General features: G+C 69.0%; 23 protein-coding genes. 8 read left to right on the top strand and 15 right to left on the bottom strand.

The annotated features are described in order from the left end of the window. Nucleotide 1: 1 nt before the first annotated feature. A complete protein-coding gene (locus AC1RSK_RS07880) occupies nt 2-1,162 on the top strand; it encodes a glutathionylspermidine synthase family protein (protein ID WP_492906944.1) in 1,161 nt (386 codons plus the stop codon). A 63-nt stretch (nt 1,163-1,225) separates the two neighbouring features. Here the strand turns inward: AC1RSK_RS07880 and AC1RSK_RS07875 are convergent, their stop codons facing one another. From AC1RSK_RS07875 to AC1RSK_RS07860, 4 genes are all read right to left on the bottom strand, one after another. Then, a complete protein-coding gene (locus AC1RSK_RS07875) occupies nt 1,226-1,855 on the bottom strand; it encodes a VOC family protein (RefSeq protein WP_492906943.1) in 630 nt (209 codons plus the stop codon). Nucleotides 1,856-2,131: 276 nt separating this feature from the next. Next, nucleotides 2,132-2,734: a 2-hydroxychromene-2-carboxylate isomerase gene (locus AC1RSK_RS07870; RefSeq protein WP_492906942.1), complete on the bottom strand. Its 603-nt coding sequence runs from the start codon at nt 2,732-2,734 to the stop codon at nt 2,132-2,134. Further along, nucleotides 2,734-3,477, bottom strand: coding sequence for an SDR family NAD(P)-dependent oxidoreductase (locus AC1RSK_RS07865; RefSeq protein WP_492907135.1), 744 nt, complete (start codon nt 3,475-3,477; stop codon nt 2,734-2,736). Before AC1RSK_RS07865 ends, AC1RSK_RS07870 begins: the two co-directional genes overlap by 1 nt. Nucleotides 3,478-3,538: 61 nt before the next feature. Further along, nucleotides 3,539-4,261 carry a helix-turn-helix transcriptional regulator gene (locus tag AC1RSK_RS07860; RefSeq protein ID WP_492906941.1) on the bottom strand — a complete coding sequence of 241 codons (723 nt, stop codon included), beginning with the start codon at nt 4,259-4,261 and terminating at the stop codon, nt 3,539-3,541. Nucleotides 4,262-4,347: 86 nt separating this feature from the next. Here AC1RSK_RS07860 and AC1RSK_RS07855 point away from each other — a divergent pair, with 86 nt between their 5' ends. After that, entirely contained in the window at nt 4,348-5,079 is a 732-nt protein-coding gene (locus AC1RSK_RS07855; RefSeq protein WP_492906940.1) for a glutathione S-transferase family protein, read from the top strand. A 146-nt stretch (nt 5,080-5,225) separates the two neighbouring features. Here the strand turns inward: AC1RSK_RS07855 and AC1RSK_RS07850 are convergent, their stop codons facing one another. Next, nucleotides 5,226-5,528 carry a DUF6665 family protein gene (locus tag AC1RSK_RS07850; protein ID WP_492906939.1) on the bottom strand — a complete coding sequence of 101 codons (303 nt, stop codon included), beginning with the start codon at nt 5,526-5,528 and terminating at the stop codon, nt 5,226-5,228. Between the two features lie 42 nt (nt 5,529-5,570). Here AC1RSK_RS07850 and AC1RSK_RS07845 point away from each other — a divergent pair, with 42 nt between their 5' ends. The 4 genes from AC1RSK_RS07845 (at nt 5,571) to AC1RSK_RS07830 (ending at nt 8,228) form a co-directional block, all read left to right on the top strand. Continuing rightward, nucleotides 5,571-6,476, top strand: coding sequence for a class I SAM-dependent methyltransferase (locus AC1RSK_RS07845; RefSeq protein WP_492906938.1), 906 nt, complete (start codon nt 5,571-5,573; stop codon nt 6,474-6,476). Further along, nucleotides 6,473-7,201: a pseudouridine synthase gene (locus AC1RSK_RS07840; protein WP_492906937.1), complete on the top strand. Its 729-nt coding sequence runs from the start codon at nt 6,473-6,475 to the stop codon at nt 7,199-7,201. The genes AC1RSK_RS07845 and AC1RSK_RS07840 overlap by 4 nt, the downstream gene beginning before the upstream one ends. 66 nt (nt 7,202-7,267) lie before the next feature. Then, nucleotides 7,268-7,708, top strand: a complete 441-nt coding sequence (locus AC1RSK_RS07835; RefSeq protein WP_492906936.1) for a DUF1036 domain-containing protein — start codon at nt 7,268-7,270, stop codon at nt 7,706-7,708. Between the two features lie 94 nt (nt 7,709-7,802). Then, nucleotides 7,803-8,228, top strand: coding sequence for a hypothetical protein (locus AC1RSK_RS07830; RefSeq protein WP_492906935.1), 426 nt, complete (start codon nt 7,803-7,805; stop codon nt 8,226-8,228). A gap of 145 nt (nt 8,229-8,373) precedes the next feature. Here the strand turns inward: AC1RSK_RS07830 and AC1RSK_RS07825 are convergent, their stop codons facing one another. Next, on the bottom strand, nt 8,374-9,171 hold the full coding sequence (locus tag AC1RSK_RS07825) for a DUF72 domain-containing protein (RefSeq protein WP_492906934.1): 798 nt from the start codon (nt 9,169-9,171) through the stop codon (nt 8,374-8,376). A gap of 213 nt (nt 9,172-9,384) precedes the next feature. Here AC1RSK_RS07825 and AC1RSK_RS07820 point away from each other — a divergent pair, with 213 nt between their 5' ends. Then, complete coding sequence (locus tag AC1RSK_RS07820) at nt 9,385-10,110, top strand: DUF4241 domain-containing protein (protein WP_492906933.1); 726 nt, start codon at nt 9,385-9,387, stop codon at nt 10,108-10,110. A gap of 133 nt (nt 10,111-10,243) precedes the next feature. On the opposite strand, the gene AC1RSK_RS07815 is transcribed toward AC1RSK_RS07820, so the two are convergent. The 4 genes from AC1RSK_RS07815 to AC1RSK_RS07800 all read right to left on the bottom strand — a co-directional run bounded on the left by AC1RSK_RS07815 (nt 10,244) and on the right by AC1RSK_RS07800 (nt 14,562). Next, complete coding sequence (locus AC1RSK_RS07815) at nt 10,244-11,308, bottom strand: glycine zipper 2TM domain-containing protein (protein ID WP_492906932.1); 1,065 nt, start codon at nt 11,306-11,308, stop codon at nt 10,244-10,246. Between the two features lie 158 nt (nt 11,309-11,466). After that, nucleotides 11,467-11,907 (bottom strand): DUF559 domain-containing protein, encoded by a 441-nt coding sequence (locus AC1RSK_RS07810; protein ID WP_492906931.1) that lies wholly within the window; start codon nt 11,905-11,907, stop codon nt 11,467-11,469. Between the two features lie 160 nt (nt 11,908-12,067). Beyond that, on the bottom strand, nt 12,068-12,784 hold the full coding sequence (locus tag AC1RSK_RS07805; protein ID WP_492906930.1) for a lysophospholipid acyltransferase family protein: 717 nt from the start codon (nt 12,782-12,784) through the stop codon (nt 12,068-12,070). Beyond that, a complete protein-coding gene (locus tag AC1RSK_RS07800) occupies nt 12,781-14,562 on the bottom strand; it encodes an ABC transporter ATP-binding protein (RefSeq protein WP_492906929.1) in 1,782 nt (593 codons plus the stop codon). Before AC1RSK_RS07800 ends, AC1RSK_RS07805 begins: the two co-directional genes overlap by 4 nt. Before the next feature lie 69 nt (nt 14,563-14,631). Between AC1RSK_RS07800 and AC1RSK_RS07795 the strand changes: the two genes are divergently transcribed. Further along, nucleotides 14,632-15,297 (top strand): fused DSP-PTPase phosphatase/NAD kinase-like protein, encoded by a 666-nt coding sequence (locus AC1RSK_RS07795; protein ID WP_492906928.1) that lies wholly within the window; start codon nt 14,632-14,634, stop codon nt 15,295-15,297. Between the two features lie 64 nt (nt 15,298-15,361). Here AC1RSK_RS07795 and AC1RSK_RS07790 read toward each other — a convergent pair whose 3' ends face one another. The 5 genes from AC1RSK_RS07790 to AC1RSK_RS07770 all read right to left on the bottom strand — a co-directional run bounded on the left by AC1RSK_RS07790 (nt 15,362) and on the right by AC1RSK_RS07770 (nt 18,920). Next, nucleotides 15,362-15,763: a GFA family protein gene (locus AC1RSK_RS07790; protein ID WP_492906927.1), complete on the bottom strand. Its 402-nt coding sequence runs from the start codon at nt 15,761-15,763 to the stop codon at nt 15,362-15,364. Between the two features lie 180 nt (nt 15,764-15,943). Beyond that, entirely contained in the window at nt 15,944-16,180 is a 237-nt protein-coding gene (locus AC1RSK_RS07785; RefSeq protein ID WP_492906926.1) for a DUF4170 domain-containing protein, read from the bottom strand. 23 nt (nt 16,181-16,203) lie between these two features. Continuing rightward, on the bottom strand, nt 16,204-16,986 hold the full coding sequence (locus AC1RSK_RS07780) for a 3'(2'),5'-bisphosphate nucleotidase CysQ (protein WP_492906925.1): 783 nt from the start codon (nt 16,984-16,986) through the stop codon (nt 16,204-16,206). Next, complete coding sequence (locus AC1RSK_RS07775; RefSeq protein ID WP_492906924.1) at nt 16,983-18,314, bottom strand: TldD/PmbA family protein; 1,332 nt, start codon at nt 18,312-18,314, stop codon at nt 16,983-16,985. Before AC1RSK_RS07775 ends, AC1RSK_RS07780 begins: the two co-directional genes overlap by 4 nt. A 204-nt stretch (nt 18,315-18,518) precedes the next feature. Then, a complete protein-coding gene (locus AC1RSK_RS07770; protein ID WP_492906923.1) occupies nt 18,519-18,920 on the bottom strand; it encodes an MAPEG family protein in 402 nt (133 codons plus the stop codon). Nucleotides 18,921-18,926: the final 6 nt, after the last annotated feature.

Genomic DNA, 18,926 nt, shown 5'->3' with positions numbered 1-18,926 from the left:
CTTGATCCGTCATTCCATCCAGCCGCGGTGGGACTGGAAGACCGAAGCCGAGCGTGTCGGCTTCACCTTCCACCACATGGACGGCCAGCAGTACTGGGACGAAAGCGCCTGGTACGGCTTTACCCTGGCGCAGGCCGAGGAGATCGAGACGGCGGCGGAATCCCTGCACGCCCTGTGTCTCGATTTCGTCGGCGAGGCGGTGAAGAGCGAGCGGATCATGACCCGCCTCGCCATCCCCGAGGCGCACCGCGACTATGTGGCCGAAACCTGGACGCGCGGCGATCCCAGCCTCTACGGCCGGTTCGACTTCGCCTACGACGGCAAGGGGCCCCCCAAGCTGTACGAGTACAACGCCGACACCCCGACCAGCATCTTCGAGACTGCGGTGTTCCAATGGCTGTGGCTGGAGGCGCGGATCAAGGACGGCACGCTGCCGGCCAATGCCGACCAGTTCAACAGCCTGTTCGAGAAGCTGCGCGACCGCTTCGGGGCCATCTTCCCCAACGGCGGCTACGTCCACTTCTCCAGCGACCCCGACCATGTCGAGGACCGTCAGACGGTGAAGTTTCTCGAGGACCTGGCCGTGCAGGCGGGCCTGACCCCGAAGTTCGTGTCGATCCACGACATCGGGCTGGATAGCGACGGCCGCTTCGTCGACGAGCAGAACGACATCATCCAGGCGGCCTTCAAGCTCTATCCCTGGGAGATGATGCTGCGCGAGGACTACGCGGCCAACGTCGCCGCCTCGAAGACGCAGTTCCTGGAGCCGGCCTGGAAGAGCCTGCTGTCGAACAAGGGCCTGTTGCCGATGCTGTGGGAGCGCCATGCGGGACATCCGAACCTCCTGGAAGCCTGGTTCGAGGACGATCCGGGCGCGGCGGGGCTGGGCGACAACTATGTGCGTAAGCCGCTGTACTCCCGCGAGGGCGCCAACATCGAACTGGTCGAGGCGGGCGTCGCCGAGCCGGTGCTGGACCAGGGCTACGGCGCCGAGGGCTGGATCCGCCAGGCCCTGTGCAAGCCGCCGAAATTCGAGGGGAACTACCCGGTCATCGGGGCCTGGATCGTCGGCGAGGAGGCCGCCGGCATGGGCATCCGTGAGGACAGCGGGCCGGTGACCAAGAACATGAGCCGCTACCTGCCGCACGCGATCGTGGACTAGGCGGTTCGCGCAAACGCCAACTCTCCGCCCGCTTTGCGGGGGGAGAGTTGGGATTTCGCTCCCTCAACTCCCCGCGAACAGGATCAAGTTCCCGTCCGGGTCCGCGACGATGAAGGTCCGCGCGCCCCAGGGTTCCGTCCGCAGCGGCTGGTGGAACGCCACCCCCGCCGCCTGGTATTCGAGGAACAGCGGCTTGGCGATGTCGAGCGTCAGGGTGGCGCAGAGGGCGTCGCCCTCCTTGGCGCGGAAGTCGTCGGAGACCGCCGCGACCGAGACCGCGCGCAGGTTCAGCCGGCCGCCATCGCGCGCCACCTGGGCCCAGAAGGGCGGTTCCCCGTAGCTCAAAGCGACCTTGAAGCCGAGCTTCTCCGCATAGAAGGCAAGCGACGTCGCCATGTCGGAGATGAAGACCTGCGGTTCCGAGGCGAGGATGGTCGAGGTCGGGCCAGGGTCGGGTTGGGTCATGGATTCAAGTCCTTGCAGGAGCGCCGGCCAGGACTCGAAGCCTGACTTGCGGGCGACCAGCTCCTGGGCGTCGGCCAGCTTGAATGGGCCCGAGAGGATCTCAGGTTCGGTCAGCTGCGCGAAGCGCGGCAGGACGGTGCGGATCTGGGCCGCCACCGGGAAATAGCCTTCCCGATGCCAGCGCAGATAGAGCTTGGCCTGCTTGCGGAAGTGGTCGTGGCTGGACATGGCTGGGGCGCGTTGTTGACGGGTGGCGTAGGCGGGCCATGCCCCTCCGACCCGAACGGCCGATGCGCCCTACAGCAGCGAGGCTACGCTAGGCTGGCCCCGGCCGGGCGTCAACGCGGCCCTACCCCTTTCCGATCACCCCGGCGAAAGCCGGGGCCCAGCTGGCAAGGCGCGGAAGGGTTCCGCTCTGATCAGAGCCTGCGCTTCATGCCGTGCGGCCTCTGGGCCCCGGCTTTCGCCGGGGTGATCGGATTTTGGAGGGAACCTGGCTCGGTGCTAACCCGCCAACTCTTCCTCGACCTGCCCCAGCCGTTCCTTGCCGAAGAACATCTCCTCGCCGACGAAGAAGGTCGGGATGCCGAACGCGCCGCGCTCAGCCGCCGCCGTGGTGTTGCTCAGCAGGATGCCCTTCGCCTCGTCCGTCTGCGCCCGCGCCAGGATGGCCGCCGCGTCCAGCCCGCCCTCGGTCAGCACTTTCGCCACCACCTCGGGATCGCCCATGTTCTGGCCGTCCTCCCACATGGCTTTCTGCACCACCTCCATGTAGCGTTCGCCGACGCCTTCCAGGCCGGCGGCGGTGAAGGCGCGCATGATCAGCAGGGTGTTGATCGGAAAGTGCGGGTTCATCCGGAACTTCGTCAGGCCGTGCTTGGCCAGGAACCGCCGGGTCTCCAGCATGTCATAGTCGAGCTTGCCCTTGATGGCCCCGAAGGCGGTGAAGGGGGCCTGGTTGCCGGTGGCCTTGAAGATGCCGCCCAGCAGGCAGGGGATGACATTCAAGGTCGCGCCCGTCCGCTCCAGGATGCCGGGGATGACATGCGACGCCATGTAGGCGTTGGGGCTGGCGAAATCGAAGATGAAGTCGAGGGTTTTGGGCATCACCAGGTCTCCGTCCAGGGGCGCAGGTCGATCTCGAAGGTCCAGGCCGAGCGGCCCTGGTTGTGCAGCCAGACATAGTTGCGGGCGATCTCGTCGGGGTCGAGGATCTCGCCCCGCGCCAGCCGCTGGTCGGCGTCGGGCATGCGCTCGCGGGTGAAGACGCCGTCGATGCTGCCGTCGCAGATGATGTGGGCCACATGGATGCCCTGCGGTCCCAGCTCGCGGGCCATGCTCTGGGCCAGGGCGCGCAGGGCGTGCTTGGCCCCGGCGAAGGCGGAAAAGCCCTTGCCGCCCCGGACGCTGGCGGTCGCGCCGGTGAACAGCACCGTGCCCCGGCCGCGCGGGACCATGACCCGGGCCGCCTCGCGCCCGGTCAGGAAGCCGGCCAGGCCGGCCATCTCCCAGACCTTGGTGTAGACCCGGGTCGTCGTCTCACGGACGCCGAAGTTGACGTTGGCCCCGATGTTGAAGACCACCACCTCCAGCGGTCCGATCTCCGCCTCGATGCGGTCGAAGAGGGCGGTCATCTCCTCCTCGGAACGGGCATCGACCCCCATGGCGTGGGCCTCGCCGCCCTCGGCCCGGATCTGGGCGGCCAGCGCTTCCAGCTGGTCGAGGTTGCGCGGCCGGCGGGTCATCACCACCGCCATGCCCTCCTTGGCGAAGGCCTTGGCAATCGAGCCGCCGACGCCGATGCCGGCGCCGACGACGAGGCAGACCTTGCGCCCCTCGCTTTTGGGCATGGACATGTGAGGCTCCCGATGAAACGGCCGGCAAGTTCTGTTTAAAAACTTACACTGTCAACTACCCGTCAGCGTGACCCCCATGCAGCCGCCATTTGGCCCGCATCTCGTCCATCGCCCGGCGCCAGCGGGCCCGCAGGATCGGCGGCCGTTCGGGGTAGCGATCCTCGAGGAAGGCGGCCTCGACCACCCGATCGGTGCGGAAGTTGCGGAAGTCGGTGCGCATCTCGCACCAGGCGATCAGGTTTCGGGTGGTGTCGCGATAGCCGATGGCGATCGGCCAGACGACGCGCTGGCTCTGCCGCCCCTGCTCGTCGGCGTAGGTCAGCTCAACCTTGCGCCCGCCGTGGATGGCGGCCCGTAGCAGGACCATGTCGAGGTTGTCCGGCGTATTGGCGAAGTTGGGCGGGGTGCGGCTTACGGGATCGAGGATCATCGGCCGCAGGTGTTCGGGCACGGTGGCGGCGACCTTGGCCATCAGGTCCTGGGCGGCCCGGGCCAGGGCCGGATCGCCGCGGCTGGCCACCCACTGGGCCCCCAGCACGGCCGCCTCGACCTCCTCGGCGGTCAGCATCAGCGGCGGCATGTCGAAGCCGGCGTCGAGCACATAGCCGACCCCCGCCTCGCCGCGGATCGGAGCCCGCTGGCTCATCAGGGCGGCGATGTCGCGATAGACGCTGCGCTTGGAGGTCTCCAGCTCGGCGGCCATGGCCTGGGCGGTGACCGGCCCGGAGGCGCGGCGGAGAATCTGGATGATCTGGAACAGGCGGTCGGCGCGGCGCATGCCTCACCTTCGCATGCTGACAGCAGGCTGTCAGCAGGGGGCGGCTATCAGTATCGGCATCGAACGACCCCCCAGGAGCAAACGCCATGGTCACCCTGCCACCCATCACTTTGTATGGCGCCGGCCAGGGCTTCGGCCTCCCCGAAGTCAGCCCCTACGCCATGAAGACCGAGATCCAGCTGCAGCTCGCCGACCTGCCCTACGACAAGCGTCCGGGCCGCCGTGAGGATTCCCCCAAGGGCCAGGTGCCCTGGATCGTCGACGAGGGCGAAACCATCGCCGACTCGACCTTCATCCGGGCCCATATCGAGGGCAAGTACGGGGTCGATCTCGATGCCGGCCTGTCCATGGAGCAGCGGGCCCAGGCCTGGGCCTTCGAACGGATGGTCGAGAACCAGCTGGGCTGGGCCGGCGCCCACTTCCGCTTCCTCAACCCCGACAACTTCGCCAAGGGTCCGGCCCACTGGTTCGACCAGGCGCCGGAAGCCATGCGTGAAACCCTGAAGGCGGGGCTCCTGGAGGCGGTGGCGGCCAACATCCTGGCCGTCGGGGTCGGGCGTCACAACGACGAGGAGATCACCTGGCTGGCCGAGCGGTCGCTGACCGCCATCGACGTGGCGCTGGGCGACAAGCCCTTCCTGTTCGGCGACCGGCCGGTCGGCTCCGAGGCGGTGGTCTATTCCATCCTGGCGACGACGATGAACCCCTACTTCGACAGCCCGCTGCATACGCGTTTCGCGGCCCGGCCCAACCTAGTCGCCTATGTCGAGCGGATGACCGCGCGGTTCTATCCCGAGCACGCCCGGATGGCGGCCTGATCCCCGCTGCTGTCATCCTCCGGGCCCGCGCAGCGGGAACCGGGGGACCCAAGGCGGACCTGGAAAAACGCCCTGGAGTCTTCACGCGGACAGTTGGGTCCCCCGGTCCGGCTTCGCCGGCCGGAGGATGACAGCGTTGGGGGGCTCTACCTGGCCCCGAGGCGCAGAAGCACCCGCTTGGGAATGCCGTAGTCGCGGATGGCGGGGCGGTGGTCGCGCAGCCCCATCACCTCGCGCTGCACGAAGTAGCGCCAGACGGCGTCGGCCGCCGCCTTCAGGCAGCCCTCGTCGTCCGGCGCCGCGTTCAGGGCGGCCAGCGACTGCTCGACGGCCCGGCCCAGGCGGCCCAGGGCGCTGGCGCCCTCGCCGGCCAGTTCGGCCTCCAGGGCGGTGTGGGCGCGGTCGGCGCCGCTGGGGCCGGTCAGGCTCTGGGGCAGGCGAAGGGACACATGCCATTGTAACTCGGCGACGGTCCGCGCTACAGCCCCGGCATGTCGACCACCGCCGTCTTTGGCCATCCCCCGCTCGCCCTCGCCGATGTTCCGGCCGGCGCCGTCCAGACCTCGCCGCTTGTTCCGGGATCCCAGGCCCTGGAGGCCCTCGCCCAAGCCAGCCTCGCCGAGATCGTCATGCTGGCCCCGCCGGCGACGGTTGAGCGGCGCGGCGCCCTGGCGGCGGCGCTGAAGGCGCTCAGCCCCGACGGCCGGCTGATCGCCATGGCCCCCAAGGACAAGGGCGGCTCGCGGCTGGCCGGCGACCTGGCGCTGCTCGGCGCCGAGTTCAACGAGAGCGCCAAGCGTCACCATCGCCTCTGCCACGTGCGCCGTCCCGCCGACCTGGCCGCCGTCGACGCGGCCATCGCCGAGGCCGCGCCGCGCACCCTCGAGGGCCTGGGCCGCACCCAGCCGGGGGTGTTCAGCTGGGATCGGATCGACGCCGGCACGGCGCTGCTGCTCAAGGCCCTGCCGGCCTTCAAGGGGCCGGGGGCCGACTTCGGCTGCGGCATCGGCCTGTTGGCGAACAAGGTGCTGGAGAGCGCCGCCGTCACCAAGCTGGCCCTGGTCGACATCGACCGCCGGGCCATCGAGGCGGCGCAGGTCAACGTCGTCGATCCGCGCGCCAGCTTCCACTGGGCCGACCTGCGCGGGACCGAGCCGGCGCTGGCCGACCTGGAGTTCGTGGTCATGAACCCGCCATTCCACGACGCCGGAGCCGAGGACCGGGCGCTCGGCCAGGTCTTCATCCGGCGCGCCGCCGGGGCGCTGAAGAAGGGCGGGACCTGCTGGCTGGTGGCCAACCGCCACCTGCCCTACGAGGCCGTCCTGGCTGAGCACTTCAAGGCCGTCACGCCGCAGGGCGAGGCCGGCGGCTACAAGGTCTATGAGGCCCGCAAGTGATCTCCGTGCGGCTGGACCGCCTGCTGGCCAACATGGGCTACGGCAGCCGCAAGGAGATCGCCGCCCTGGCCGCCGCCGGCCAGGTGGTGCTGGACGGCCAGGCGATCCGCAAGGGCGATACCAAGGTGCTGGTGGCCCGCGACCTGCCCGCCCGGATGACCGTGCGTGGCGCCCCGCTCGACCCACCGCCGGGCCTGGCGCTGATGCTGCACAAGCCGCTGGGGGTGACCTGTTCGCACAAGGAGGTCGGGGCCCTGGTCTATGACCTGCTGCCGCAGCGCTGGAAGGCGCGGGAGCCGGCCATCTCGACGGTCGGACGGCTCGACAAGCAAACTAGCGGTTTGTTGCTGCTGACCGACGACGGCGAGCTGCTGCACCGGATCATCTCGCCGCGCTCCAATGTCCCCAAGCGCTACCTCGTCACCCTGGCGCGGCCGATGGAGGGCTCGGAAGCGGCGGCGTTCGCGGCCGGGACCCTGCTGCTGGAGGGCGAGGACAAGCCGCTGCTGCCGGCCGAGCTGGAGGTCCATTCGCCGACGCAGGCCCACCTGACCATCCATGAGGGCCGCTATCACCAGGTGCGCCGGATGTTCGCCGCCGTCGGCAACCACGTCGAGGCCCTGCATCGCGACCGGGTCGGCGGCCTGGCCCTGCCGGCCGATCTGGAGCCCGGCCGCTGGCGGCTGATGGGCGACGAAGACGTCGCCGCGGTGTTCGCCGGATAGGGGTGACGGTTGGCCGTCTGGTCCCCTCGTGTTACAAAAAACACGGATATGCGGGGGCATTTCAGCATGATGACCAGAATTTCGATGCTCGCGGCGGCGCTCGTTGCCGGGACCGTGGTGATGGCGCCGCCGACGCCGGCCCGGGCCGCCGCCCTGCTCAGCCTGGAGGTCTGCAACAAGAGCGGCCGCAACGCCACGGTGTCGGCCTCCTTCATGGAATCGGGCTCGGAGCAGTGGGTGACCCGCGGCTGGTTCGCGGTCAACGCCGGCGCCTGCATCACCGTCGGCGGCACCGACAACGCCAACTTCTACATGTACGCCGAGACCCTCAACAGCGGCGACCTGACCTGGGGCGGCGGCCACAACCTCTGTGTCCAGTATCCGGGGCCCTACACCGTCTATGAGTCGGGCAACGGACGGACCTGCAACGACAACGAGGAACTGCGCGGCTTCATGCCGATGCATGCCGACGAGGCCGGGACCTACACCTGGACGCTCAACCCCTGATCCGGACAGCCGGAACGGACGTATCCGCAGAGATGGCGCGGGGAACGATCGCGGAACCCGCGCGCTAACTTCAGCAGAACCCCTCGGGCGTCCCATGTCCTACCTCGCCAAGACCGTCATCGCCTTCGCCGCCCTCGCCGCCGCCGGGTTCCTGCTCGGCGCCAGCGGGGCGCAGGCCGCCGGCAGCGTCTGCACGGCCCAGGCCCCGACCGGCGGCGTGGTGCATGGCCCGGTGCTGCAGGTCGAGGACGGCGCCACCCTCTGCGTGGCCCTGGGCGCGACCCCGGACCGCTGGGTGCGCCTGACCCTGGCCGACGCCCCGGCCGCCAACCCCATCCAGCGCGCCGCCAACACCGACGAAAACCCGCGCGGCACCCTGATGGCCGTCGCCTTCAGCCAGACCGTCGACTGCCGGGTTCTGGCCGATGGCCGGGCCGTCTGCGCCCTGCAGGACGGTCGCTCGGTCGGCGCCCTGCTGAAGACCCGCGCCGCCTGGGCCGTCGGCAAGGAATGGCGCTGAACGACCTAGCTTAGCACTGGCGGGCGAAGAATAACACAATTAAATCAATAAGATAGCCATGGTGGTTGCATGGTGTCGGCATGGGTTTTCCCGCGCCTTCGCATGCCGCCGGCATGGGGGTGACATGAGGGTTTCATGGGGGTTTTCAATCCACCCGCTCCTGCAGCGCCTGGGCCCCATGCGGGGCCCGCACCTTGCCCTCATGGATGATGTAGGCGAAGACGTCGCGCGGTTTTGAATCCGGGGTATGGCCTGGGTCGACCACCGGCAGGTCGGCGGGGACGCCGCCGGCCGCGAAGGTCTTCAGCCGGTCGGCCCACTGGTCGAGTTCCTTGCGCGGGTAGGCGGTCTCGCAGTCATCGCTGCCGGTCTGCAGCCGGGCGTAGACGAAGTCGGCGGTGACGTCGGCGATCTCCGGGTACTTGTCGTGTTTGGCGTAGACGCAGGCGACGCCGTACTTGCGGATCAGGGCCGGGAAGTCCGGGGTGCAGAAGCTGTCGTGGCGCACCTCGACGGCGTGGCGCAGGGTGAGGCCGTCCAGGGACTTGGGCAGCAGTTTCAGGAAGCCCTCGAAGTCCTCCGGGTCGAACTTCTTGGTGTGGGCGAACTGCCAGAAGATGGGGCCGAGCTTGTCGCCCAGCTGCGTCAGGCCCTGGCCCATGAACCGCTCCAGCGACTCGCCGGCCTCGCTCAGCACCTTGCGGTTGGTGGTGAAGCGGCTGCCCTTCACCGAGAACACGAAGCCGTCCGGCGTCTCGTCGCGCCACTTCTTCCAGCTGTCGGGCTTGAAGGTCGAATAGTAGGTGCCGTTGATCTCGATCGAGCGCAGCTGGCGGCTCATGTAGCCGAGCTCGTCCTTCTGCTTGACGGCGCCCGGGAAGAACACCCCGCGCCAGGGCTCGAAGGTCCAGCCGCCGCAGCCGGTGCGGATTGTGCCTGACATGCGCGTTTTCCCTTGTGTCTCTTGGTCCCGAGCGGACGCAGCCTACAAGATGTTGGGGGTGAACAAAACGCGAAATCAGCAGTTTCGCCGATTCGGTCATGGTCTGTTTCCAGGCTGTTCGGCGAGCGGTTAACAGGCGGCCGTCCGGCGTTAACCGACCTGTTGAACCGCGACGGCGCCGCGGTAAGCTCCTCGCCAGTCAGGGAGCCGGTGATGTTGCGCAAGGTGCTGGCGGCGTTGGCCGCCGTGATGGTGGGCGCCGGGCCCGCCGCCGCCCAGGTGACGGCGCGGCCGGAGGTGATGGTCGGGGCCTTCCAGCCGGGGTTCATCGGCGAGGCCGACGACGATCGCTATCCGCTGCGCACTGTGCGGATCGGCGAGCTGAACCTGAGCAGCGGGCGTTTGATCCTCGGCGATCCGCTCATCGTTTCCGACCGTGACAAGCCGCTGGCCCTGAAAATCCCGGCCGGCCGCTATCCCGTCGACATCGCGGTGGCCGACACCGGTAAGGGGGGTCACCGGGTGGCGCTGGCGCGGCTGGTGCTGTCGGACGCCGCGCCGGTCCGCTGGGGGATGGCGCTGAACGAGGGCGAGGACATCCGGACGCTGAAGCGTGACCATGTGTTCAGCTATGGCGTCGACACCGGCACGGGCGCCTTCATGGACGCCGGCGCGGTGCAGTGGCTGGCGGCGCAGACACCGGAGACGTCCGAGGCGCTGAGCGAGGACTGGATCCGTCGGGGCGAGGCGGAGGGGCCGAAGGTCGGTCTTCCCCATACCTTCCTGTTGACCCTCGAGGTCGGGCCGGGCGGCATGGTCATGATGTCGTCCGGCTGGGGCGACGGCTACTACGCCTCATGGGTCGGCTATGACGCCAGTGACAAGCCGGTGCAGGTGGTGACTGATTTTGCGGTGATCACGGCGGTGAACATCCCCTGACCGCAGAGCGAAAATCTATATAGTGTCCCCGGATTAGCGCCCACTGGCGGTGGAGATTTCCTGAGCCAGACAAGCAAACGCCCCGGCCGCTTTTCGGCTGCCGGGGCGTGCTTACGCTTACAGACTTTGCCGACTACTGGCGGCGATAGTTGGCCGGATAGCGGTCGTCGCGGACGTCCATGCGGACGTTGCGGGCCAGGCTGTCGAGGCGGGCGTTGATCGCCGCCATGCCACGCGGGCCGAGGCGGCCGCCGTTGCGGCGGCGCATCTGCTCGTCGGAACGGCTGATCTCGGCCAGGGTGGTCAGAGCGCTGCGCGACTCGCGGCGGGTCAGCTGGCCGTCGGCGCGGGCGGTGCGGATGTAGTCGCCGAGCATGCTGGCCCGGCGACGGGTGTCGGCGCCGCTCCAACGCTCGCCGTCGCGATCACGGCCGTAGCCGCGGTCGTTGTCCCGGCGGTCGCCCTGGGCGTAGTCCCGGCCATTGTCCAGGCGCATCCAGCGGCCCTGGCTGTCGTAATAGCCACGGGTTTCGCCGGAGACCCAGCGGCCGTTATCGTAGTAGCCGGGTTGGGCGTCGGCGACCCAGACGCCGCGTTCGTCGCGACGGCCGGGGGCCTCGCCACGGACCCAGCGACCGTTGCGGTCGTAGTAGCCTTGGGCGGGGCCCGAGACCCAGCGACCGTCGTCATAGTAGCCGCTGGACGTACCGGCGACCCACTGGCCACGGCTGTCGTAATAGCCGTTGGCGGCGGCGGGCACCCAGCGACCGTCACGGTCGTTGTAACCGCCGGCACCGCGAACCTCGACCCAGCGGCCGTTGTCGTAATAGCCGTTCGGCTGGCCCTCGACGAAGCGGCCGTCGCGGTCGAAGTAGCCGCTGGCCCGACCGACGCGGCGGTCGTTGGCGTGCCACTGGCCGTGGCTGTCGTAGTAGCCGTAGGCGCGGTCGCAGTCGGCGCTGGAGCGGGCGATGGCGTTGCCGGCGACGGCCCCGACCACGCCGCCGAGGACGGCGCCTTCGGTGCGGTTCTTATTGGCGGCGACATTGCTGCCGACCACCGCGCCGGCGATGCCGCCGATGATCGTGCCGGCGACGGAACGCTCGTCACGTTGCTGTTCGCAGCGGTCCTGGGCGAAGGCCATGGACGGCAGGAGAGTCGCGACGGCGATGCCGGCGACCCAGAATGACTTTTTCAAGGGGATGCTCCTCGGAGCGCGTCAGAGCGATCCGTTGAAGGGATAACGGTCCGAGGTGGTCGGGGGTTCCGGGGCGGTGGGGAGTTCGCCTCGGGTCTCCCTTCTCCCCTTGCGGGAGAAGGTGGCGCGAAGCGCCGGATGAGGGGTCGATGATTGGATCAGCCGCGCTCTGGCGGTACGGCGTGCAGATAGCTCGACGGTAGAGGCGCGCCGGTATCGAGCGTCCAATGATCGACCGGCGCGTCGTAGTCGGTCGTGATGGGCGCTTCAACCGCCTTCAGGATGGCGGCAACCACCTCGTTCGGCCTGTTGGACACGGCGCCGTTTGGAAAGCGCAGCACCCGAAAGCCCTGGGTCTTGAGCCAGGCGTCGCGGACCGCGTCCTGCTCCGGATCGTGAAACGGTCCGTCCGCTTCGACGATCAGGCGATGCCTCAGGCACAGAAAGTCAACGACGTAGCGGCCGAGCGGAACCTGGCGGCGGATCTTTAGATAATCGAGGCGGCGATTGCGGAGAATCTTCCACAGAAGCTCCTCGTGGAAGGTCGGGGCGCGGCGCATCCGACGCGCCAAGGCGAGTTTGGGTTTCAGGTCGGACATGCTGAGATCGAACAAAACATGAACAATGTTCGATGATCAAGAGGAAATCGCTGGTGCGAGCTTGGCCTTTGAGAGCGGCTTTGAGGGTTTTCGACCCCTCATCCGGCGCTTCGCGCCACCTTCTCCCGCAAGGGGAGAAGGGAGACCCGAGGCGAACTCTTCAAGCGTCGAGGAGCTGTTCCGCCCGCCGGGTCACCGCCGACAACCTCGGCCCCCACTCCAGCGCCAAGGCTTCCGGATCGTCGCCGCGCGTGGCGAACAGGGGGGCGTCCCAGACCATGGCGCCGCGGCCGAAGGGCAGGGGAATCATGGCGCCGTCCCAGCTGCCCAGGCGGATGGCCGGCTTGCAGGCCAGGCCGACCAGCAGCACCGGGGCGCCGGTGACGCGGGCGAGGGCAGGGGTTCCGGCCTGCATCACCTCATGCGGGCCGCGCGGGCCGTCGGGGGTGATGGCGATGCCGCCTCCCTCGCCTACCCAGCGGATCATGTCGCGGAAGGCCTGTTCGCCGTGCTTGTTCTTGCCGGGGTCGGACTTCTTCTTGGAGGAGCCGCGGATGGCCGGGAAGCCGATGGCCTGCATGGCCAGGGCGATGAACTCGCCATCGGCGCTGCGGCTGATCAGGGCCCGCATGTCGTGGCGCTCAGGCCCCTGCGGCCAGCTCATCGGCGAGAGCGGGATGCGGCCGTGCCACATGCAGAGGATGGCCCCCTTGCCGGCGTAGGGCGGCTGGCCGGCCCGCCAGCCGGCCCAGACGCCCTCGGCCTGGTCCTGGCCCTCGCGGGTCCAGCGCATGGTGGAAAAGCACAGGCGCAGCCAGCCGGCGAAGACCCGGGCCAGGAAGCCCTGGACGCCCTGGGAGCGGAGCCACTTCTTCATGCGCCGGCGCCTGGAGGTTCGGTGGAATCGAGGTTCTGGGCTTGGGCCAGCCGGGCGTAGAGGCCCTTCCTGCGGACCAGGGCCGCGTGGGTCCCGGTCTCGACCACCCGGCCCTTGTCGATGACGTAGATGCGGTCGGCGTTCTTCACCGTCGACAGGCGGTGGGCGATCAGGATGGTGGTGCGGCCGGCCATGAGGCGTTCGAGGGCGGCCTGGACCTGGGCCTCGCTCTCGGTGTCCAGCGCGCTGGTCGCCTCGTCGAGCAGCAGGATGGGGGCGTCTTTCAGGAAGGCGCGGGCGATGGCGATCCTTTGCCTTTGGCCGCCCGACAGGCGGGCGGCGCCTTCGCCGACGACGGTGTCGTAGCCGGCCGGCTGCTGCAGGATGAAGTCATGGGCGGCGGCCAGGCGGGCGGCCTGTTCGACCTCGTCCTGGGTGGCGGCCGGGCGGGCGTAGGCGATGTTGTTGCGGATGGTGTCGTCGAACAGGAAGGGCTCCTGGGTGACGAGCGCAATGTGGCTGCGCAGGGAGGCGGTGGTGACGCCGCGCACGTCCTGGCCGTCGATGCTCACCGTGCCGGCGGTGACGTCGTAGAAGCGCGGCAGCAGGGAGAGGATGGTGCTCTTGCCGCCGCCCGAGGGACCGACCAGGGCGATGGTCTCGCCGCGGCCCGCCTCCAGGGTGACGCCGTCGAGGGCCGGGGCGCCGGCGCCGTAGTGGAAGCTGACGTCATCGAAGCGAATCTGGCCAAGGGCGGTGGTGAGCGGCTTGGCGGCGGCGTCCTCGGCCACCTCGGGCTTGACGTCGAGGGCGCCGAACAGGCGGCGGGCGGCGGTCAGGCCTTCGGCGAAGACCGTCTGGGTGTTGGCCATCTGGCGCAGGGCGTTGGCGGCGGTGACCAGGCCGAAGGCGAAGGCGGTGAAGCTCTCGGCGTTCATCTCGCCCCGGGCGCCGCGCCAGCCGGCGTAGACGAGGACGAGGGCGAGGATCAGGTAGCCGATCAGCTCGGTGGTCGGGGCCGACTGGGCGCGGGCGTTGGCGCCCTTGATGATGTGCTTCTGGCGCTCGGCGACGGCGGCGGCGACGCGGGCCTCCTCGCGGGCCTCGCTGTTCTCCATCTTGACCACCCGGACGCCGTCGAGGCCTTCCATCAAGAGGCTGGAGAGGGTCCCGGTGGCGGCCATGGCCCCCTTGGCGGCCTTGCGCGAGCGTCTGGAGAAGCGGCGCATCAGCCGGCTGGCGAAGGGGGCGACGAGCAGCACGGCCAGGCTCAGCTGCCAGTCGGCGCTGAACATCACGACCAGCTGGCCGAGCACCAGCATGGCGCCCTGGGCGTAGTTGATGACGCCGGTGGTGGTCGCCTCGCGCATCAGGCCGGCGTCGTAGAGCACCTGGGAGACGAAGGCGCCCGAGTGGGTGGCGCGCAGGCGGGCCAGGTCGGCGCGGACCATGCGGGCGAACAGCTCGACCTGGATATCGCCGACGATGCCGTGGCCGATGGAATTGACCATGGCCGACTGCACCACCTGGGCGATGACCCGGGCCAGGGCGCAGGCGATGACGATGGCCGGCACGATCCAGATGGCGCCCGGCTTGTGGTCGACCAGCAGATCCTGGATGCCGCTGGCGATGATCTTGGTGAAGATGGCGGCCGTCACGGCCACCACCAGGGCGCAGACGACGGCCGTGGTCACGCCCTTCCAGCGCGGGGCGAGATAGGTTCGGGCGATGCGCGCGGCCAGCTGGCGGCTCGTCAACTTGGGCGCGGCGTCGGCCAATGGGCCTCCAGGAGGGTTTGCATCGCGGTGCTGGGCCACTACTTAGGACGCTCTGCGATGGAGCGCCACTTGTCCGGCTATGATCTAAGCACTGCGAAGGGCCGGTTCCGCGCCAACTGGGACTTCTTCTGGAAGGACCACGCCTTCCTGCGCCTGTCGTTCGCCAACGCCCACTGGATCGGGCCGGACATGGTCCGCGCCGCCCAGCCCTGGCCCTTCCAGCTGAAATACTGGAAGCGCGACGGGGTGAGGACGATCATCAACCTGCGCGGCGGCTTCGACGCCAGCTTCCATGCGCTGGAGAAGGACGCCTGCGCGCGGCTGGGGCTGGACATGGTGGATTTCACCATCACCTCGCGGGCCGTGCCGACGCGGGAGCAGGTGCTGGGGGCAAGGGACATGTTCGCCTCGATCCAGTATCCGGCCCTGATGCACTGCAAGTCCGGGGCGGACCGGGCCGGGATCATGAGCGTGCTGTACCGGCATTTTCACCTGGGCGATTCGATCCGCGAGGCGATGACCGAGCTGGGCCTGCGCACCCTGCATGTGAAGCAGGGCAAGACCGGGGTGCTGGACTATGTGTTCGAGCGCTACCTCGAGGAGGCCGAGCCGCAGGGGCTGAGCTTCCTCGAATGGGTGATGAGCGACGCCTATGATCCCAAGGCGATCAAGGCCGACTTCCAGGAAGCCTGGTGGGGGACGTTGATCACCGACCGGTTGCTGGGGCGGGAGTAGGCGAAGGCGGAAGAGGGGACACATTGAATTTCGCCGTCGGCGAAATTCAATGTGTCCCCGTTTCTTACCCCGGAAACCGCTCAAACACCGGGATGCCCTCGGGAATCCGGTGGAAGGCCTGTTTGTCCGCCGCCTGGATGGCCATTCCCGGCGTGAACACGCTCGGATCGTCCAGGGTGCCGACCTTGACGATCACCGCCGGCAGCATGCGCGGCCTGGTCGCCATGTGGGTGCCGCAGTCGGCGCAGAACTCGCGGGTCGCGGCGCCGTCGAGGTCCTCGCGCATGAAGGTCTTGGGGGTCCCCTTGGTGTAGGTCACCGCGGCCAGCGGGAAGGCCATGAACACATTGGGCGAGCCGCCGGTGATGTACTGGCACTCGCGGCAATGGCACTGGCCGCTCATCATCGGATCGCCGTCCACGGCGTAGCGGACCTTGCCGCAGTAGCAACCGCCTTCGAGATGCATGTGATCCTCCCTTTGTTTGGGAGGAGGCTAGCACCGGATGTCGGGGGCGCCCAACCCGCGTTCTTCCATCACCGATCATGCTCGCGAAGGCGAGCATCCATGCCTGGCCGGGTGACTGCGCGCCAAGGGCGGACGACGCATGGATCCTCGCCTTCGCGAGGATGGGCGGGGGAAGGAGGGTTAGTGGTGGTCGCCATCCTCGCTCGGATCCAGCAGCTTATGCGCGTGGATGATGAAGTAGCGGGCGTGGGCGTTGTCGACGGTGGCCTGGGCCTTGGCTTTCCAGGCCTTGTGGGCCTCGGCGTAGCTGGCGTAGGCGCCGACGAACTCGACCTTGGAAAGGTCGGCGAATTCGATGTCGGAGACGTTCTTCAGTTCGCCGCCGACGACGAGGTGGAGAAGTTGCTTGTCCGGCATGTGAGGGGTGTCCTTAGGGGAGGTCAGTTTCGCAGGTCGATATGCGCAACGCGCTCCAGGATCAACGGGTGCATGGCCGGGGCGGCGCAGATCAGGCTGGGCATCAGCGGCGCCGGCTTGTTGTAGCTGAAGGTCCGGCCCTTGTGGTCGGTCAGAATCGCGCCGGCCTCGGACCGGATCAGGTCGGCGGCGGCCAGGTCCCATTCGCTCTTCGAGCTCATCGCCAGGGCGGCGTCGAAGCGGCCGTCGGCGACCAGGCAGAGGCGGTAGGCGACGGAGTTGCGGGCTTCGATGCGCATCTCCGGCCAGGGGGTCCGCCAGGCCGGGTGGGCGAACATCTTGGCGTCGCCGAGCATGCCGCTGCCCGGGAGTTCCGACGTGGTGCTGGGGTGGATCGGCTGGCCGTTCAGGTGCGCGCCCTGGCCGCGCACGGCGGTGAAGGTCTCGCCCAGCTCGGGGGCGTGGACGACGCCGGCGATCGGCTGGCCATCCTCGACGACGGCGATGCTGACCGACCACCAGGGCTTGTACTTCATGAAGGCGACGGTGCCATCGATCGGGTCGACGACGAAGAGCCGCTTGCGGCTCAGGCGGGCCGGGTCGTCGGCGGTCTCCTCCGACAGCCAGCCGTATTCGGGCTTGGCCTGCAGCAGCATGGCCTTCAGCAGGTTGTCGACCTCGATGTCGGCGTTGGTGACCGGGGTGCTGTTGTCCTTGCCCCAGATGCGCAGGCCTTCGGACTGCAGCCGGATGGCCGTCTCGCCGACCAGCTTCGCCGCCTCGACGATGAGGTCCAGATCGCTCACGATCCGGCGATCGCCAGGCCGTCGACCAGCAACGATGGGGCATCGTGGCTGCCGCGGATGACCAGGTCATCGCCCGGCACGAGGCGGGCGTAGATGTCGATCAGGTTGCCGGCGACGGTGATCTCATTGACCGGATAGGCCAGCTCGCCGCCCTCGAACCAGAAGCCCGAGCAGCCGATCGACCAGTCGCCGGTGTTGCCGTTCAGCGAGGGGCCGAACATCGAGGTGACCAGCAGGCCGGCCTTGGCGTCGCCCATCAGGCCGGCGAGGTCCGCGGTCCCGCCGGTGACGATGACGTTGGAGGCGCCGACGCCGGGCGGGCCGGCGAGGCCGCGCGAAGCGTGGCCGGTGGTCTCCATCCCCAGCTGGCGGGCCGAGGCGGTGTTGAGCAGCCAGGTGGTCAGTTCGCCCTCGTCTATCAGGGCCATCGGCTCGGTGGTGACGCCCTCGTCGTCGAAGGGACCGGAGCCCAGGCCGCGCACGCGGTAGGGGTCGTCGAGGATGGAAACGTTTTTGGCGAACACCGGCTGGTTCAGTTTGTCCTTCAGGAAGGAGACGCCGCGGGCGACGCTGGGGCCGCTGATGGCCCCGAAGAAGGGGCCGATGAGGCTCATGGCGATGCGGTTTTCGAAGATCACCGGGGCGGTCTGCGAGGCGATCTTGCGGGCCCCCAGGCGGCGGACGGCGTGGCGGCCGGCCTCGGCGCCGATCCAGGCGGCGTCCGGCAGGTCTTCGTTGTGGCGGGTCGAGCGGCCCTCGCCGCCGCGTTCCATGCCCGAACCCTCGCCGGCGATGGCGCTGGCGCTGACCGAGAAGCCGCTGGCCCGGTGGGCGCCGCTGAAGCCATGGCTGGTGGCCAGCATCCAGCGGCTGGACGACCAGCCGGCGTTGCCGCCGTCGGAGTTGGTGACGCCTTCCACGGCGCGGGCGGCGTCCTCGGCCTCGCGGGCGCGGGCTTCCAGGGCCTCGGCGCTGGGCTCATGGTCGTCGTAGAGGTCGAGGTCGGGATAGGGACCGGCAGCGAGGCGGGCCCGGTCGGCGAGGCCGGCGTAGGGGTCTTCCGGGGCCAGGCGGGCCATGGCGACGACCCGCTCGACCAGCTTGGCGCGGCCGGTCTCCGAGATGTCGCTGCCGGAGACGGAGGCCTGGCGGGCCCCGACGAAGACGCGCAGGCCAAGGTCGCGGGCCTCCTCGCGCTCGACCTCTTCCAGCTCGCCGAGGCGGACCGAGACCGACAGGGATTGGCGTTCGGCATAGGCGGCCTCGGCCGCGTCGGCTCCGGCCGCGATGGCGGCGCCGACAAGCTCATTCAACAGGGTTTCGTCCATCAGGGGCTTATGGGCGCCGGAAGGAGTTGTCGCAAGGGTCCACCAGCCGGGGACTGGCTCGCCGCGGGCTGGAGGTGGACAGTCTTGCACCTCTGTCGCCCGGCGTGCCTGTCCCCGACGCTCGCGCCAGATCGGGGACAGGTACTCCGGGACAGGCCCATGGCTGTCCGGTCAGACCGGCGCGGCGGAGAACCAGTCCCCTTGCTACCCGATAGCGAAGAACAGGCAGGAGGCGATGATGAAGATGTAGGCCAGCCAGGTCAGCACCACGCCGGCCGTGCGCAGCATCGAGACGCCGCCGCTGTTGGAGAGGCCGATGGCGTGCAGCACCCGGCCGACGAACAGCACCAGGCCGCCGACATGGACCAGCAGGGCCGGGGCGCCGGTCAGCTCCAGCACCACCAGGCCGATCAGGGCCGGCGGGATGTATTCGACGGCGTTGCCCTGGGCGCGGATGGCCTGCAGCAGTTCGGCGATGCCCTCGTCGCCCAGCGCCACCTTGTGCTTCTGGCGCTGGCGCACGACCAGCAGGGCCAGGATCAGCAGGAGCAGCAGGTGAAGCCCGACCCAGAGGGCGGCTGCATGGCCAATGGAGTCTAGCGGCATGCGGGT

Source organism: Caulobacter sp. GW821-FHT11A05 (genome assembly GCF_058809015.1).
This window is presented reverse-complemented; position numbering and strand designations above follow the sequence as displayed.